Annotated in this window: 13 protein-coding genes; 1 reads left to right on the top strand and 12 read right to left on the bottom strand. The window is 58.7% G+C overall.

What is annotated here, in order from left to right:
* Window positions 1–18 precede the first annotated feature (18 nt).
* The 12 genes from hypF to hybO all read right to left on the bottom strand — a co-directional run bounded on the left by hypF (window position 19) and on the right by hybO (window position 12,386).
* The gene (gene hypF / locus ACX9GT_RS10325) at window positions 19–2,316 is read right to left on the bottom strand and encodes a carbamoyltransferase HypF (protein ID WP_473190979.1); all 2,298 of its coding nucleotides are present in this window, start codon (window positions 2,314–2,316) and stop codon (window positions 19–21) included.
* 405 nt (window positions 2,317–2,721) lie between these two features.
* On the bottom strand, window positions 2,722–3,690 hold the full coding sequence (hypE, locus tag ACX9GT_RS10320; RefSeq protein ID WP_473191558.1) for a hydrogenase expression/formation protein HypE: 969 nt from the start codon (window positions 3,688–3,690) through the stop codon (window positions 2,722–2,724).
* Between the two features lie 59 nt (window positions 3,691–3,749).
* The gene (gene hypD / locus ACX9GT_RS10315) at window positions 3,750–4,865 is read right to left on the bottom strand and encodes a hydrogenase formation protein HypD (protein ID WP_473190978.1); all 1,116 of its coding nucleotides are present in this window, start codon (window positions 4,863–4,865) and stop codon (window positions 3,750–3,752) included.
* Complete coding sequence (gene hybG, locus ACX9GT_RS10310) at window positions 4,852–5,130, bottom strand: hydrogenase maturation factor HybG (RefSeq protein ID WP_337263748.1); 279 nt, start codon at window positions 5,128–5,130, stop codon at window positions 4,852–4,854. The genes hypD and hybG overlap by 14 nt, the downstream gene beginning before the upstream one ends.
* On the bottom strand, window positions 5,130–6,047 hold the full coding sequence (gene hypB, locus ACX9GT_RS10305) for a hydrogenase nickel incorporation protein HypB (protein WP_473190977.1): 918 nt from the start codon (window positions 6,045–6,047) through the stop codon (window positions 5,130–5,132). Before hypB ends, hybG begins: the two co-directional genes overlap by 1 nt.
* Window positions 6,048–6,066: 19 nt before the next feature.
* The gene (gene hypA / locus ACX9GT_RS10300) at window positions 6,067–6,408 is read right to left on the bottom strand and encodes a hydrogenase maturation nickel metallochaperone HypA (RefSeq protein WP_473190976.1); all 342 of its coding nucleotides are present in this window, start codon (window positions 6,406–6,408) and stop codon (window positions 6,067–6,069) included.
* A 3-nt stretch (window positions 6,409–6,411) separates the two neighbouring features.
* A complete protein-coding gene (hybE, locus tag ACX9GT_RS10295; protein ID WP_473190975.1) occupies window positions 6,412–6,894 on the bottom strand; it encodes a hydrogenase-2 assembly chaperone in 483 nt (160 codons plus the stop codon).
* The gene (locus ACX9GT_RS10290; protein WP_473190974.1) at window positions 6,878–7,378 is read right to left on the bottom strand and encodes a HyaD/HybD family hydrogenase maturation endopeptidase; all 501 of its coding nucleotides are present in this window, start codon (window positions 7,376–7,378) and stop codon (window positions 6,878–6,880) included. The genes hybE and ACX9GT_RS10290 overlap by 17 nt, the downstream gene beginning before the upstream one ends.
* Window positions 7,378–9,072: a hydrogenase 2 large subunit gene (hybC, locus tag ACX9GT_RS10285; RefSeq protein WP_473190973.1), complete on the bottom strand. Its 1,695-nt coding sequence runs from the start codon at window positions 9,070–9,072 to the stop codon at window positions 7,378–7,380. The genes ACX9GT_RS10290 and hybC overlap by 1 nt, the downstream gene beginning before the upstream one ends.
* Complete coding sequence (hybB, locus tag ACX9GT_RS10280) at window positions 9,050–10,249, bottom strand: Ni/Fe-hydrogenase cytochrome b subunit (protein ID WP_473190972.1); 1,200 nt, start codon at window positions 10,247–10,249, stop codon at window positions 9,050–9,052. Before hybB ends, hybC begins: the two co-directional genes overlap by 23 nt.
* Window positions 10,236–11,249 carry a hydrogenase 2 operon protein HybA gene (gene hybA / locus ACX9GT_RS10275; protein ID WP_473190971.1) on the bottom strand — a complete coding sequence of 338 codons (1,014 nt, stop codon included), beginning with the start codon at window positions 11,247–11,249 and terminating at the stop codon, window positions 10,236–10,238. The genes hybB and hybA overlap by 14 nt, the downstream gene beginning before the upstream one ends.
* Window positions 11,250–11,252: 3 nt before the next feature.
* Entirely contained in the window at window positions 11,253–12,386 is a 1,134-nt protein-coding gene (hybO, locus tag ACX9GT_RS10270; RefSeq protein WP_473190970.1) for a hydrogenase 2 small subunit, read from the bottom strand.
* 706 nt (window positions 12,387–13,092) lie between these two features.
* On the opposite strand from hybO, the gene ynfF reads away from it, so the two are divergent.
* A complete protein-coding gene (gene ynfF, locus ACX9GT_RS10265) occupies window positions 13,093–15,531 on the top strand; it encodes a selenate/tellurate reductase subunit YnfF (protein WP_473190969.1) in 2,439 nt (812 codons plus the stop codon).
* Window positions 15,532–15,570 lie beyond the last annotated feature (39 nt).

Below are 15,570 nucleotides of genomic sequence, written 5' to 3'. Positions count from 1 at the left end.
CAAAAAAATTAACGTGCCCTAACGCGCTGCGGCGATCAACGCCTGCCCCAGCGCCAAACCGCCATCACCGGCAGGCCACTGCGACGGCAGTAACACCTGCAAGCCATCCAGCTGTTGCACCAGCAGTTGGCGCAACAGCTGGTTATGCAATACCCCGCCCGACAGCGCGACGGTATGAATACCGTGCTGCTGCGCCGCCTGCCGGGCCAAAGCGGCAAACCCCTGCGCCAACGCCCAATGGAACGCGTAAGCCCGTTGTGCTGGCGCAGCCCGATAATTCAGCCACTGCTGCCAGAAGGTGGGCAAATCCAACTGCTGGCCGCACAGCGGCAGAGAAACCGGCGGCTGATGGTGCGAGCTTTGTTGTGCCAGCGCTTCCAGCAGGCAGGCGGCTTCGCCTTCCCAAGAAATCTGCGGTGGGACGATTTGCAGCGCAGCAGCCACTGCATCAAACAAGCGCCCGGTGGAAGAGGCCAGCGGCGCATTGATCTGGCGCTCAATCGCCCGCGCCAGAACGCTGCCCTGTGGCTGCGGGATACCTGCTGCTTCCGGCAGCGCCTGCCAGCCGGGTACAAAGCGCAACAGGTGCGCCAGCAGGTTGCGCCACGGCTGCTGCGCCGCCAAATCACCCCCCGGCAGCGCCACCGCAGGCAACCCGCCCAAATGTTCACAATGCTGATAATCCACCAGCAGGCATTCGCCGCCCCAAAGTTGCCCGTCCATACCGTAGCCCAAGCCATCCAGCGCCAACCCGATCACCTTGCCGCCGTCACGCGGCCAGGCATGCTCGGCTAAACAGCTTGCCAAGTGAGCATGGTGGTGAAGCGTTTCCACGCAGGGCATGGCTAAACGCTCGGCCAGCGCTTGGCCCTGCTGATGGCTGAGATAACCGGGGTGAGCATCGATAGCGATCGCCTGCGGCACCACGCCGTAAACCTCCCCGAACAGCGTAATCAGTTGCTGTTGCTGCTGGCAGGTAGCCTCATCGGCCAACGAGCCAAGATGCTGGCTGACCACGGCGCGATCGCCCCACAGCAGGCAGAAGGTATTTTTGGTATCGGCACCCAGTGCCAAAACCGGTGACTGCGCGCTAAAACCGGGCGGCAATGGCAACGCATCGGGCACGTAGCCGCGCGCCCGGCGCAGCATTTCAGTGCCCTGTTGGTTGAAGCGCAGCACCGTATCGTCGGCACGCTGGACGATCTCGCGGTTATGCAGCAACCAGCCGTCGGCAATTTCAGCCAATTCCTCAAGCGCCTGCTGGTTGCTCAGCGCCGGGGGTTTGCCCGACAGATTGCCAGAGGTCATCACCAGCGGGCGGGCAACCTGCTGGAGCAACAGATGTTGCAGCGGATTGGCGGGCAGCATCACCCCCACTTCGCTCAGCCCTAGGGCAATTTCCCGGCACAACGGGCTGTCGGGATGCGCAGGCACCAGCACCACCGGTGCCGCCGGGCTGCGCAGCAGTTTGAGCAACGGCGTAGGGTCTGCCCCCTGCACGCACGCCGCCAGCCAGTCAGCATCCGGCATCATCACCGCCAGCGGTTTGGCCGGGCGACGTTTACGCAAGCGCAGGCGCTGCACCGCCGCTGAATTAGTGGCATCACAAGCCAGATGAAAGCCGCCGATACCTTTGATCGCCAGAGTCTCCCCCGCCAGCAGCGCCTGAGCGGCTCGTTGCAACGCCTCTTCCGCGCTGGCGGTAGCCTTGCCGTTGGCATCGCTCAGCCACAGCTGCGGGCCGCAAGCCGGGCAGGCATTGGGCTGCGCGTGGAACCGGCGGTCGGCCGGATCGTCATACTCCGCCTGGCAGGCAGCACACAGTGGGAATGGCTGCATGGAGGTGTTGGGGCGATCGTAAGGCATCTGCCGAATGATGGTGAAACGCGGGCCACAGTGGGTGCAGTTGATAAACGGGTAGCGGTAGCGCCGGTTGTCCGGCGAATTCAGTTCTGCCAGGCAGGCGTCACAGGTGGCGGCATCGGCCACAATATGGGTATCAAGCTGCCCTGCACCGCTGCTGGCAATGGTGAAATCCTGCGGTTCCTGCGGCCAATGCAGCGGTTGCTGGCTGACGCTGTCGATCCGCGCCAACGGCGGACACTGCAACGGCAAGGCGTGCAGAAAATCCGCCACTTTGGGCGATTGCCAGAGCCGGACGATCACGCCAGCGCCGTCGTTGCTGACGTCACCGTGCAGCTCGAACTGCCGCGCCAGCAGCCAGACGTAGGGGCGAAACCCTACCCCTTGCACCTTGCCTTTCACCCGCAGGCTAATGCCATTAATGTTGGTAGTTGTAGTATCAATATGCGCCATGATATCTAACTACCACTACAACAGGTGGGCACCGGTGTTGACGCCATTGAAGGCGCTGAACGCAGACGCGGCGCATAGGCGAACGCGCCATGGACGGCGCGTTCAGGCGAGACAGGCAGGGACGCCTGTCGTAGCCGGCCGTCATGCGCTGTGGCGGAGTGAAGGTAGCCGCGCAGCGGCCGCCTGATATGGCAAGGGCCGGGGTGCAGGGGGCTGGCTCTTGAGCCCCCTGCTCGGGCGCTTTCACGGTGCCACCTGATAAACGCCAAATCTTGCGCGTCCGAAAAATATGCTTATTCAAACCAACAAACAAAATAGAGCCCTTTATCAAAGAGAACGAGTTAAGCATTAAGCGATATCCCCCTCACCCTAACCCTCGCCCTACAGGGAGAGGGAACTGGTCAGCTAACAAATCCGCGGCAGCGGCTCATCCAACGGCAGATCCAGGCGGCGGGAAACGCCAAATAACCCCACCACATTCACCTGTTGGCGCTCCAACGTGCGGCCAATCATCGCCGCATCACGCCCCTGCGGGTGCTGATGCAGCGCGGCCAACACCTCGGCTTCGGCTTCGGGAGCCACCACCAGCACCAGCTTGCCTTCATTGGCAAAGTTCAGCGCATCCAGCCCCAGTAATTCGCAAATCCCGCGTACTGCGGGTTTCAACGGCAACGCCGCTTCCACAATCTCCATGCCGCAGCCGCTGGCAGCAGCAAACTCATGCAGCACCGCCGTCACGCCGCCGCGCGTGGCATCACGCAGTGCCCGCACACCAGCGATGTTTAACAACGGCGCAATCAGCGGGGCCAGCAGGGCACAGTCGCTGGCCAGTTCGCTTTCCAGCCCCAGCCCTTCACGCAAATTGAGGATAGTTGCGCCATGATCGCCGAGCGTACCGCTGACAATAATGCTGTCGCCCTGGCGGATCTGATGGACGCCCCAATCAACGCTGGCTGGAATGGCACCAAAGCCGGTGGTATTGATAAAAATCTTGTCTGCCGCCCCACGGGGCACCACTTTGGTGTCACCGGTGACGATTTGCATCCCAGCCTGCTGCGCCGTGGTCGCCATCGACTGGACAATGCGCGCCAGCGTGGCAAACGGCAGCCCTTCTTCTAAAATCAGGCCGCAGCTCAGGTAGCGCGGCTGCGCACCGCTGACCGCCACGTCGTTGGCGGTGCCACACACCGCCAGCTTGCCGATGTCGCCACCGGGAAAGAAAATCGGGTCGATCACATAGCTGTCGGTGGATACCGCCAGCCGATCCCCTGCGGCACAAAGCTCACTCAGCGCAATCCGCGCCTGATCTTCCCGCGCGTTCAGGGCCGGATTGGCAAAGGCCTGCAAGAACAGCTCTTCGATCAGGCTTTGCATCGCCCGCCCGCCGCTGCCGTGCGCCAACGTGATCTCGCGTTCATCGTTCGATGTAAGCATTAGGCCGTCTCCCTGCGGTACTGATAATAAGCCGCACAGGCTCCTTCCGATGACACCATCAAGGCACCAAAGGCGTTGCCTGGCGTACACTCTTTGCCAAACAGCGGGCAGGCGTCCGGCTTGCAGCGCCCGGTCAGCACATCGCCACAGCGCGAACGCGGATCGTCCGCCACGCGCTGCGCCTGAGGCTGAAAGCGCCGTTCGGCGTCAAAATCGGCATAGTCCGGCGTCAGTTGTACGCCGGAGTGGGCGATTTCCCCCAAGCCACGCCACTCGCTGCTCGCTTTCAGGCAAAACACTTCCGCCAGCGCCTGCTGTGCCAAGCGGTTACCCTGCTCTGGCACAATGCGCCGATACTGATTTTCCACCGCGCTGTGGCCAGCGCGCAGTTGTTCCAGCAGCATCACCAGCCCTTGCAGAATATCCAGCGGTTCAAACCCGGTGACCACCAGCGGTTTATGGTACTGCTCAGCGATAAAGCCGTAAGGCGCATTGCCGATCACCATGCTGACGTGGCCGGGGGCCAGAAAACCGTCAATCCGTATATCGGGCTGCTGTAACAGGCTGCGCAAGGTGGGGATTAAGGTAATGTGCTGGCAGAACAGGCTGAAGTTGGTCAGCTTACGCTGCCGCGCCTGTTGCAAGGTCAAGGCGCTGGCGGGCATGGTGGTTTCGAAACCCAGCCCGAAAAACACCACTTCACGTTGCGGATTGTCCACTGCCAGTTGCAGGGCATCCAACGGTGAATACACCACCCGAATATCGGCACCGTGCCGCCGGGCATCCAGCAGCGATCCATTGCGCCCGCGCACGCGCATGGCGTCGCCATAGGTGCAGAAAATCACTTCCGGGTGCGCGGCAATCTCCAGGCAGCTATCGATGCGCCCCATCGGCAAGACGCAGACCGGGCACCCCGGCCCGTGGACAAACTCCAGGTTATCCGGTAGCAGCCGATCGAGCCCGAATTTGAAAATCGCATGAGTATGACCGCCGCACACTTCCATGATTTGCAGCGGCAAGCGTTGCTGCGCGGGCATCGAAAGCATCAGTTGGGCAATGCGCTGCAACAACACTCGGGTTAGCGCCGGATCGCGGAATTCATCAACGTAGCGCATCGCTGCCCCCCGGCATCGGGGATTCAAGCCCGACAGCACGCATATGTTCCAGCGCGGCCAGCGTATCCAGCGCTTCCTGTTCGTCGAGCAGGCTCATGGCGAACCCCACGTGTACCAGCACCCACTGGCCGATCAGCGCCTGCGGTGAATCTTCACACACCAACGCGATATTGACCCCGAGCGACACGCCACACACGTCGACCGTTGCCAGTTGATGCAGATCTTCGCCAACCGCGATCACTTTACCGGGTACGCCGAGGCACATTATTGCGCCTCCAGCCAGTCGAGCCAGAGATCCATTCCCTCGCCGCTGGTAGCCGACAAAGCAATCACCTGAATGGCAGGATTAACCTGTCGGGCATAAGCGATGCACTGTTCAACCGAGAAATCGACATAGGGCAGCAGGTCGATCTTATTGATCACCATCAGCGTTGCGGCGGCAAACATATGTGGATATTTGAGCGGTTTGTCCTCCCCTTCGGTGACCGACAGCACCGCCACCTTATGCCGTTCCCCCAGATCGAAACTGGCAGGGCACACCAGGTTGCCGACGTTTTCAATAAACAGCAGGCTGTTGTCTTGCAGCGGCAGGCGATGAACCGCATCGTGCACCATCTGCGCGTCCAAGTGGCAGCCTTTACCGGTATTCACCTGAATCGCCGGTACGCCCGTCGCGCGGATGCGTTCTGCATCGTTGCTGGTTTGCTGATCGCCTTCGATCACCGCGCAGGGTACTTTGCCCGCCAGATATTGCAGGGTGGCCGTCAGCAGGGAGGTTTTGCCGGAACCGGGGCTGGAAACCAGATTCAGCACTAAAATATTCTGCGTGGCAAAGTGTTCACGGTTATGCGCCGCCAAGTGGTTATTTTTACTCAACACGTCCTGTTCAATCTGCAGTAACCGGCGCTGGCCCATGCCGGGCGCATGGCTCCCTGCCTCGCCGTGACCATAATGCAGGTCTTGCGAATGCGGCTGTACCTCCGGCGCAAACGGCTGCGCTTCAGCGCTGGCGTAATGATGATGCACATCGCCCTGATGGTGATAATGGTGGTGGTGATGGTGATGGATCGTGACTGCCTGATGGGCATGTGCGTGATGATGGTCGTCATCATGATGGTGGTGATGATGCTCATCCCCTTCGATGTATTTTTCTCCACTGGCGCAACCGCAAGTCGTACACATAAAATGTAACCTCTTAAAATTATTCCACTTCTAATTGTTTTAATCGCAGGCTTTCGCCGCTCTCAATACGTAAAGCGTGGCCGCCGCACTGTGGGCAACCGGCGTCATGCCGCTCGCTCGTCACGCTGGTGCTGCAACTCCAGCACCAGGCGCGCGCTGGTTGATAGCTCAGATGCAACTGGCAGCCTTCTGCCAGCGTATGGCGGCTGGCGCTGGCGAAGCTAAAGCGCAGTGCGTGCTCTTCAATACACGACAGCGCGCCGATCTCCAGCCACACCGCCGTCACCCGCCGGGCACCGTGCTGCAACGCCTGCTGCTCAATCAGTTCCATGGTGCTCAGGCACAGGCTGATTTCATGCATCGGTCAGTTCCCCCTTGGCAGGCGAAACAACGCGCGCCGCGCCGGATTACTCGGAATACTGCCGTCTACCACCGGTAGCGATAGCGCCATACGCGCGCTGTTTTCCGCCAATGCCAGCGCCTGCTCGGCCCCCAGCGAACTCTCCAGCGGCGACATCAGCGAGCAGGCCAGATATTGCCCACAACCACCGATCTCGCCCAGGGTAAAACTGACGTTGCCGCAGGGCAGCGCCAGCGCCAGTTTTTCGCCGATCTGGCGCGGTTCCCACCGCTGCTGCGGGCCTGGGAGCACCATCAGGCTCAGCATCCAGGGCGTGAGCATGCAACCGACCCACTGCTGTTCAAACAGTTGAAACCCACAGGCGCGAATCGGCATCTGCGAATGGAAAAACGGCAGATCGCGCATACCATTGGCTGCGACAGCCTGAAACGCCGCCTCCAGCAGCGGGGCCGGGCTGGTTTGAAAGCCGCTAACAGCATCGGGCATCGGCGGCCTCCTTGAGCGAGATCGGCACACCGCTGCATTGCAATGCCACCAGCACCTGCGCCAAGGCCGGTTCAATCGCCTGAGAGACCCGCGGGCTGAGGCCGATTCCCGGCTCCAGCGATTCCGGCACCACGCCAACCAGCGTTAAGCGCTGCGGGAACTCCTCCGTCAGCCGCAGCGCCATCAGCACGTCCGATAAGCCCAACTGATGCGGTGAAATCTTGCGGGTGAACAGCGCGGGGATCTGTTCATCGTGCAACACCACTACGCTACCCGGTGCGTGGCCGGTCAGCACCGCATCGGCCACGATCAGATGATCGCGATCGGCCATCACTTCCATCAGTTCCATACCTGAGGTGCCGCCGTCCAGCACGTCAACGTAGGCCGGTAGCACAAAGCGCTGTTCCAGTGCTTCGATAATGCGCACGCCGACCGCTTCATCGCTCAACAACAGATTACCGATACCTAGTACCAGAATACGCATCACAGCACCTTGACTCGGGTGACTTCATTGCCGGTGGTGTCCACGATATGTACGGCACAGGACATGCAGGGATCGAAAGAGTGAATGGTTCTCACCACTTCCAACGGTTTAGCCGGATCGGCCACCGGTGTGCCCACCAGCGAACGCTCGTAAGGGCCGGGCTCGTCGTTATGGTTGCGTGGCCCGGCATTCCAGGTGGAAGGCACCACCGCCTGATAATTGGCGATCTTGCCGTCTTTGATCACCACCCAATGGGATAGCGAACCGCGCGGTGCTTCGATAAACCCGACGCCGCGAATTTCGCCGCTCAACGGGATATTGGGCCGGATAAAGGTTTCGTGATCGCCTTTGCCGATGTTTTCTACCAGCGCCTGCCACTGCTGGCCGAGGGTTTCATGCAGCACGCAGGCATGCACCGTACGCCCGACGATCCGCCCCAAGGTTGATGGCAGTTGTTCGGCGGTTAGCGCGTGACCGGTCAAGGTTTGATAGGCACCGTTGACGCGGCCGAAGTATTTCTGCGTCGGCTGATGTTCTGCCTGTAAGCTGCACATCAGCCAGGCCAGCGGCCCCATTTCCACCGCTTTGCCGTAGAAGGTCGGCGATTTCACCCAGGAATATTTGCCGTCTTCCTGCCAGCCGGTGTAATTCGGCCGCGTCAGCCCTTCCCACGGCGCTAGCGGCTGATCGTCCTGATACCAGGCATGTTTACCGCTTTCCTGAATGCCATTCACCAGATAAGCATCGCGCTGGTTGGCGATCGGGCGGAATTTGCCGTTTTCCAAGAAGCCACCCGGCAGCAGGTAAGTGTCACCTTTGCGATCGGTTGGCAGCTCCGGCAGGCAAAGATAGCAGTCCGCCCCTTTGCCCAGCGCCAGCCAGCCCGGATAGTGCGCCGCGATCACCGCGCTATCCACCAGATAAACCTGTTCGATAAAGTCGCCGAGGCGATCGATAAAGGTTTTCAGGTACATCAGGCGTTCAAGGTTCAGCACGCTAGGGGCATCCAGGTTGATCGGGTTAGCCACCCCGCCCACCGCCAGGTTCTGGATATGCGGCGTTTTGCCCCCCAGAATAGCGACGACCCGGTTAGCATCGCGCTGGCATTCCAGCGCTTGCAGGTAGTGCGCAACGGCGATCAGGTTGACTTCCGGCGGCAGCGCCATCGCCGAGTGCCCCCAGTAGCCGTTAGCAAAAATGCCCAGTTGGCCGCTGGCTACCAGATCTTTAATCTTTTGCTGCACGCGGCTGAATTCGGCGGCGCTGTTAAGCGGCCAGTTCGACAAGCCGCTCAGCAGTTCGGCGGCTTTTTGTGGGTCGGCCTTCAGTGCCGAGGTGATATCGACCCAGTCCAGCGCCGAGAGCTGATAAAAATGCACGATGTGATCGTGAATGCTGTGGGCCGCCAGAATGATGTTGCGGATATACTGCGCGTTAACCGGCACTTCCATCCCCAAGGCATTTTCCACCGCCCGCACCGAGGCCAAGGCATGGGTGGTGGTACAGACGCCACAGATACGCTGGACGATCATCCAGGCATCGCGCGGATCGTTACCTTGCACAATCTCTTCCATGCCGCGCCACATGGTGCCAGAAGACCAGGCTTTAACCACCTTGCCGTCTTCGATTTCGCAGTCAATCCGTAAATGCCCTTCAATGCGGGTTACGGGATCAATGGTGATGCGTTGGCTCATGCTCTACCTCTATCTGGTTGTTTTCATGCTTGTGTTGCTGCGCAGGCAGCACCGGTAACAACCTGATCAACAGGATGTACGCACACACTTCTATCGCCACAAAGCCGATGGAGATCAGCAGTTCGCTGGCGGTCGGAAAATAGCCGTAACCGTTGCCGGGATCGTAAGCCAGCAGTGAGTAGTTCAGCCGCCACAGGGCCGCCCCACAGATCATGCTCAGCGCACCGATAAACAGCAGGCGTGAATCTCTGCGGTTCCGTTTCCAGCGGAACAGCAGCAGCGGCAACAGCATCAGACCGATTTCCAGCCAGAAAGAGAGGGCGAAACGATCGAGATGCCACAGGTAGCCGGTCTTATGGCGGTAAATCAGTTCGCCAAAGCGCAGCACGATAAACAGCAGCAAAATGGCATCAATGATGTAGGTCATGCGGGTAAACAGCGGCGTTTCCCGCGCCCCTTTGCCCAACAGCCCCGCCTGCACCAGCGAGCCTTCGAAGATCACAATCGAGAACCCCAGGATGCCCGCGGTCAGCAACGAGAACAGCGGTAGCATTTCGTAGCTTTGCCACAGCGGATGCACCTTGATGCCTGCGGCAATCATCAACGACCCCATCGACGACTGGTGCATCGCGGGCAGCAATGCGCCCAACGCAATGATCAGGAACATGGCTTTATTCAGCCATTTGAGCGACACCTTCCAACCCAGGCGTTCAAACAGCGCCGGGGCAAATTCCAGCGCCACCACGCCGATGTAGATCGTCATACAGACCGCGGTTTCAAACAGCACGGAAGAGGTGTTGAAATGACCGGGAATGTAAAAGTAAGGCAGGTTCCAGTAGCGGCCGACGTCAATGGTGATCGACAGCCCACCCAGCGTATAGCCGAACAGGCTGGCCAATAGCGCCGGGCGCACCAGCGGATGGTATTCGCCCCGGTTAAACACATACACCGCCCAGGCCAGCGCCCAACCGCCGCAGGCCAGACCGGTGCCCACCAGCAGATCGAAGGCAATCCAGATCCCCCACGGATAGCCACCGTTCAGATCGGTCACCGAACCCAACCCCAGCACCAGGCGTTTCAGGATCAGCAAGGCGCACAGCACTACAAAGGGAGCCAGCAGCATCACCGGCCAGCTCACCAACCGCCCGCCAAGCGCGCGCGTTTTATGCGTCGTCATGTTCGTCTTCCTTCTCATCACGGCGCTCTTTACGCGTGTTGCGGTGCGCCAGCAAGGTAATGCCGGTCAGGGCGGCCAGTGGCAGCACCATGCCGCTGTACAGCGAGTGCTGCACATGCTCGGAGCGCGCGCCGGTCGACAGAGGTTCCAGCGGCGGCAGGCCCAGCTTTTCGAAAGGCACCCCGGTCAGCACCAGCACCTGCGTCCCTCCCCCTTCGTCTTCGCCATACAGATGTGGCTGGTAATGTGGGATCGCGTGTTCATAGTGGTCATCGGCCTGCACGGTCTGCCGTGGAAAGCGGTAGCTTTCACCGGGTTTGCGCGCCAGACGCTGTTTCGCCTCCGCCAACAGGTGCTCGCGGGTGCCGAAGATCACCGCACCGGTCGGGCATACTTCCACACAGCCGGGCAGCCCGCCCTGATCCAGGCGCTCAACGCCTTTCTGGTTGCACAGTTCGCACTTGTGGATTTGGCCGAACGGGTTGTCGTAGTCGTATTTCGGCACGTTGAACGGGCAGCCGACCATGCAATAGCGGCAGCCGGTACAAACATTGGGGTTGTAATGCACAATGCCGGTTTTCGGGTGTTTGGTCAGCGCCTGCACCGGGCACACCGAAACGCAGTTGGGATCAACACAGTGCATGCACTGCTTTTTGATATAGGCATAGCCATCTTCCAACTGGTCTTTATGCTGGCCGCTGCCGCTGCTCCACACCTGGATAATATTGTTGGTATAGGGGCTGAGCTTATCGTTATTCGACCAGGTGGCCTCATTGCCCGCATAGGCATAAGTTTCGCCATGCGCCTGGAAATCGGTATGGTTGATCTGCTGGCATTTGCTCACGCAGGCCTGGCAGCCGACACACAGGGTTGAGTCATACAGCATCCCCAGCGAGTCTGGGATCGGTGGCTTATTCTCTGCACCGGCCACCGCCGGAGGTACGCCTCCCACCATTATCGCGCTACAGGAGGCCAGTTTTAGAAAATTACGTCGGTTCACGGCTTACTCCTTGCGCGGCGGCTGATCGTCGTCTTTGCGCTGCTGTTTTTGCTGCCGCCCCAGTTCCCGCACCGTCATCAGGCTGACGCCTGCCACCAGCCCGACCACGCCCCCCAGCAGGCCGATCGCCGAGGCGCTGACGTGGCCGCCTTCGGCATTCTGCACCGCCGGTTTGGCGTAGCGCGGGGTGGGGTTTTCAACGTTCGCCAGTTGAGCAATGCCCTTGGTAAAGCCGATCCCCTGCTCATTGCAGCCGTAACAGGGGTGGCCGATACCCACCGGCCAGATGCCGCCGCCGACGTCGCAGAATTCCAGCGTTGAGCAGTTGCCGTAGGTTTCCGGCCCTTTGCAGCCAAGATGATAGAGACACCAGCCTTGGCGGTGCCCGTCGTCACCGAACTCTTTAGCGAAACGCCCGGCGTCAAAGTGCGGGCGGCGTTCGCAGTTTTCGTGGATCAGGCGGCCATAGGCAAATTCGGGGCGGTTTTTGGCATCCAGCGCCGGTGGCCGTTGGTAGGTGATGATGTGTGCGACCGTTGCCAGAAAGTTATGCGGGTTGGGCGGGCAGCCAGGAATATTGATCACGGTTTTGCCCGGCAGCACGTCCTGTAGGCTGACCGCACCGGTCGGGTTAGCACCGCTGGCAGCAACGCCACCCCAGGCCGCGCAGGAGCCGATGGCGATCACCGCCGCAGCATGCTCTGCCGCTTTGCGGATATGCTCGACGATCGGTTGGCCCGCCACCATGCAGTAGATGCCGCCGTCTTTCATCGGGATCGAACCATCAACCACCAACACATATTGGCCTTTGTATTGCTCGATAGCGCGGTGCTTGTTCTCCTCTGCCTGCTCACCAAAAGCGGCGGAGAGCACTTCGTGATACTCCATGGAGATCACGTTGAGCAGCAGGTTTTCGATCGTTGGGTGGGTCGCACGCAGTAATGATTCCGTACAGCCAGTGCATTCCTGAGCACCGATCCAGATCACCGGTGGCCGCTGTGGTGCCCCTACTGATTGTGCTATCTCGGCAGCGGCCTTGTTGTTGAGCCCCATGGTGGCGGCCAGAGCCGCACAAAGTTTCATAAAATCACGGCGATTAACGCCATCTTGGAAAAATGACTGACTCTCCCTTAGCATTATTATTTATCCCCTGTTTATAACGCTATAAAACGCCGATAAATGAACGGGCGGTTAATTTTTTGTTATATGCAGGGTGGCTGGTGTTGATCTCTATCAACCTTTAATGGGTTAATCATTAATATTTTCATAACATGAATAAAATCGCTTCAGCAAAAAATATTTAGCTTGCAACTCTTCACCGTTGTCAGTAATAACCTTAAATAAACAAGAATAAATCTCATTATTGATTTAATAAGGTTCCCCACACACAGTCGTTATAAAAAGTTAACTATCACCTGCCGTAATAAACTCAATATGCTTATCAAAACACCCAAATAGAAATGACGATCAACACGTTCATTTTTTAAAGGCGTGCGGGTTGTTATTTTAAAAAATTAACTTGTAAATGAGTCAATTACCTTCAAAATCGATATGACTTACGGTGCCAAAAACTTGACTTCAAACAAACATTGGTAACGGCATCAAGGTATAGTAAGGGTATTTATCCGTAACGTTGTGAGCCGGTGTGAAATACCCTGATAGCAGATGAATAACACTCGCCGCATGAAATTATTAAATCACAGCCGACTCTATTATTTTGCAAGAAAGATTCATATTCCTTACGTAAATAAGATTAATGCATCAATCCAGGATTGCCCTACGCCCAACACCAACGGGCAAATAAAACAGCTTGATTAAAACAGGCTTTAAGAGGGAAGCATTTATGAACGATATTCAGAATCCGGATCTTCTCAATAACCCCATCAGCCGACGAAAACTGCTCAAAACCGGCAGCGCTGCCGGTTGCTTACTGGCTGCCACATCGGGGCTGGTTTTACCGTTCCGTAAAACTGCCGCCGCCGAAAACCCACCCAACAGCGAGCCCCAGGCAGACAAAGTGGTCTGGAGCTCTTGCACCGTCAACTGCGGTAGCCGCTGTGCCCTGCGCCTGCACGTGCGTGACGATGAGGTGTATTGGGTAGAAACCGACAATACCGGCAACGATGAATATGGCGACCATCAACTGCGCGCCTGCCTGCGCGGGCGCTCGATCCGCCGCCGCATGAATCACCCGGATCGCCTGAAATACCCGATGAAGCGCGTCGGGAAGCGCGGCGAAGGCAAATTCGTTCGCATCAGTTGGGATGAGGCGCTGGATACCATCAGCGGTAAGCTCAAGCACACGCTGGATGAATACGGAAATGAAGCGGTACACGTGCTGTACGGCACCGGGGTGGACGGCGGCAATATCACCAACTCCAACGTGCCTTACCGGCTGATGAACTCCTGCGGCGGCTTCCTTAGCCGCTACGGCAGCTACAGCACCGCACAAATCACCGCCGCCATGCCCTATCTGTATGGTGCGCAACAGGGCAATAGCCCGGATGATATCGCCAACAGCAAGCTGGTGGTGCTGTTCGGCAACAACCCGGCGGAAACCCGCATGAGCGGCGCGGGCGTCACCTACTATTTGGAACAGGCCAGAGAACGTTCCAACGCGCGCATGATCGTGGTCGACCCGCGCTACACCGACACCGCCGCAGGCCGGGAAGACGAGTGGATCCCGATCCGCCCAGGCACCGACGCTGCTTTAGTCTCCGGCATCGCCCATGTGCTGATTAGCGAAAACTTGGTGGACCAGGCGTTCCTCGATAAATACTGCATTGGCTATGATGAGAAAACCCTACCCAGCAGCGCACCGAAAAACGGCCATTACAAAGCCTATATTCTTGGCCAGGGCGCAGATGGCATTGCCAAAACCCCCGCCTGGGCCGCGCGTATTACCGGCATCCCGGCAGCGCGCATTATCCAGCTAGCGCGTGAAATCGGCATGACCAAACCGGCATATATCTGCCAGGGCTGGGGGCCGCAGCGCCATGCCAACGGGGAGCAAACCGCGCGCGCGATCGCCATGTTACCGATCCTGACCGGCAACGTCGGGATTAACGGCGGTAACACCGGCTGCCGTGAAGGCTCCTTTGATCTTGGCGTGGAATGGTTTGACATGCTGACCAATCCGGTACAAACCAAGATTTCTGTTTACACCTGGACCGATGCCATCGAACGTGGCACGCAAATGACCGCCAAACGCGACGGCATTCGCGGCAAAGACAGGTTGGATGTGCCGATCAAGTTCATCTGGTGTTATGCCAGCAATACGCTGATCAACCAGCATGGCGATATCAGCCGTACACACCAAATCCTACAGGATGACAGCAAGTGCGAAATGATCGTCGGCATCGAGCACTTTATGACCTCCTCCGCCAAATATTGCGACATTCTGCTGCCCGACCTGATGCCGACCGAGCAGGAAGATCTGATCCCCCATGAGTCGGCCGGGAATATGGGCTATGTGATCCTCGGGCAGCCTGCCACTTCACGCAAATTTGAACGTCGCCCGATTTATGAAATCCTGTCGGAAGTGGCCAAGCGCGTGGGTAAAGAAGCCGAACAGACCTTCACCGAAGGCCGCAACCAGCAGGAGTGGATCCAATATCTCTGCGAGAAAACCCGTGAGCGCAACCCGGACATGCCGAGTTACGAAGAGCTGAAAACGGTGGGGATTTATAAGCGCAAATGCCCGCAGGAACATGTGGTGGCTTTCCGCGAGTTCCGCGAAGATCCGCAGGCCAATCCGCTGAAAACGCCGTCGGGCAAGATTGAAATCTACTCTGAACGACTGGCGGAAATTGCTGCCACCTGGGAATTGGCCGCTGAAGATGTGATCCACCCGCTGCCGGTGTACGCCGCCGGTTTTGAAAGCTGGGAAGATCCGGCCCGCAGCCAGTTCCCACTGCAACTGTTCGGCTACCACTACAAAGCCAGAACCCACTCCAGCTACGGCAATATTGACGTGCTGCAACAGGCCTGCCCGCAGGAAGTGTGGATCAACCCTCTGGATGCACAAGCGCGCGGCATCAAGCATGGCGACAGAGTCAGGGTATTCAACAGCCGGGGTGAAACGCGGCTCCAGGCCAAAGTCACCCCACGGATTATGCCCGGCGTCACCGCCATGGGCCAAGGTGCCTGGCTGGTGGCCGATATGTTTGGGGATAAGATCGATCACGGCGGCAGCGTGAATATCCTCACCAATCAGCGCCCTTCCCCATTGGCCAAGGGAAATCCGCAACATACCAATCTGGTTGAAATCGCTAAATTGTAAGGGGGATTTAGGGGCTGGGCTGAACGGGTCGGCCCCTGT

The organism is Serratia sp. YWN4 (genome assembly GCF_055790845.1).
Note: the sequence above shows the minus strand (reverse complement) of the source record. Positions and strands in the feature narration are given on the sequence as shown.

Coding starts and splice junctions, on each gene's coding strand:
- hypE (WP_473191558.1), bottom strand. CDS start 3,690: ATGCAAAGCCTGATCGAAGAGCTGTTCTTGCAGGCCTTTGCCAATCCG.
- ynfF (WP_473190969.1), top strand. CDS start 13,093: ATGAACGATATTCAGAATCCGGATCTTCTCAATAACCCCATCAGCCGA.
- hypF (WP_473190979.1), bottom strand. CDS start 2,316: ATGGCGCATATTGATACTACAACTACCAACATTAATGGCATTAGCCTG.
- hybC (WP_473190973.1), bottom strand. CDS start 9,072: ATGAGCCAACGCATCACCATTGATCCCGTAACCCGCATTGAAGGGCAT.
- hypA (WP_473190976.1), bottom strand. CDS start 6,408: ATGCATGAAATCAGCCTGTGCCTGAGCACCATGGAACTGATTGAGCAG.
- ACX9GT_RS10290 (WP_473190974.1), bottom strand. CDS start 7,378: ATGCGTATTCTGGTACTAGGTATCGGTAATCTGTTGTTGAGCGATGAA.
- hybE (WP_473190975.1), bottom strand. CDS start 6,894: ATGCCCGATGCTGTTAGCGGCTTTCAAACCAGCCCGGCCCCGCTGCTG.
- hypD (WP_473190978.1), bottom strand. CDS start 4,865: ATGCGCTACGTTGATGAATTCCGCGATCCGGCGCTAACCCGAGTGTTG.
- hypB (WP_473190977.1), bottom strand. CDS start 6,047: ATGTGTACGACTTGCGGTTGCGCCAGTGGAGAAAAATACATCGAAGGG.
- hybB (WP_473190972.1), bottom strand. CDS start 10,249: ATGACGACGCATAAAACGCGCGCGCTTGGCGGGCGGTTGGTGAGCTGG.
- hybO (WP_473190970.1), bottom strand. CDS start 12,386: ATGCTAAGGGAGAGTCAGTCATTTTTCCAAGATGGCGTTAATCGCCGT.
- hybG (WP_337263748.1), bottom strand. CDS start 5,130: ATGTGCCTCGGCGTACCCGGTAAAGTGATCGCGGTTGGCGAAGATCTG.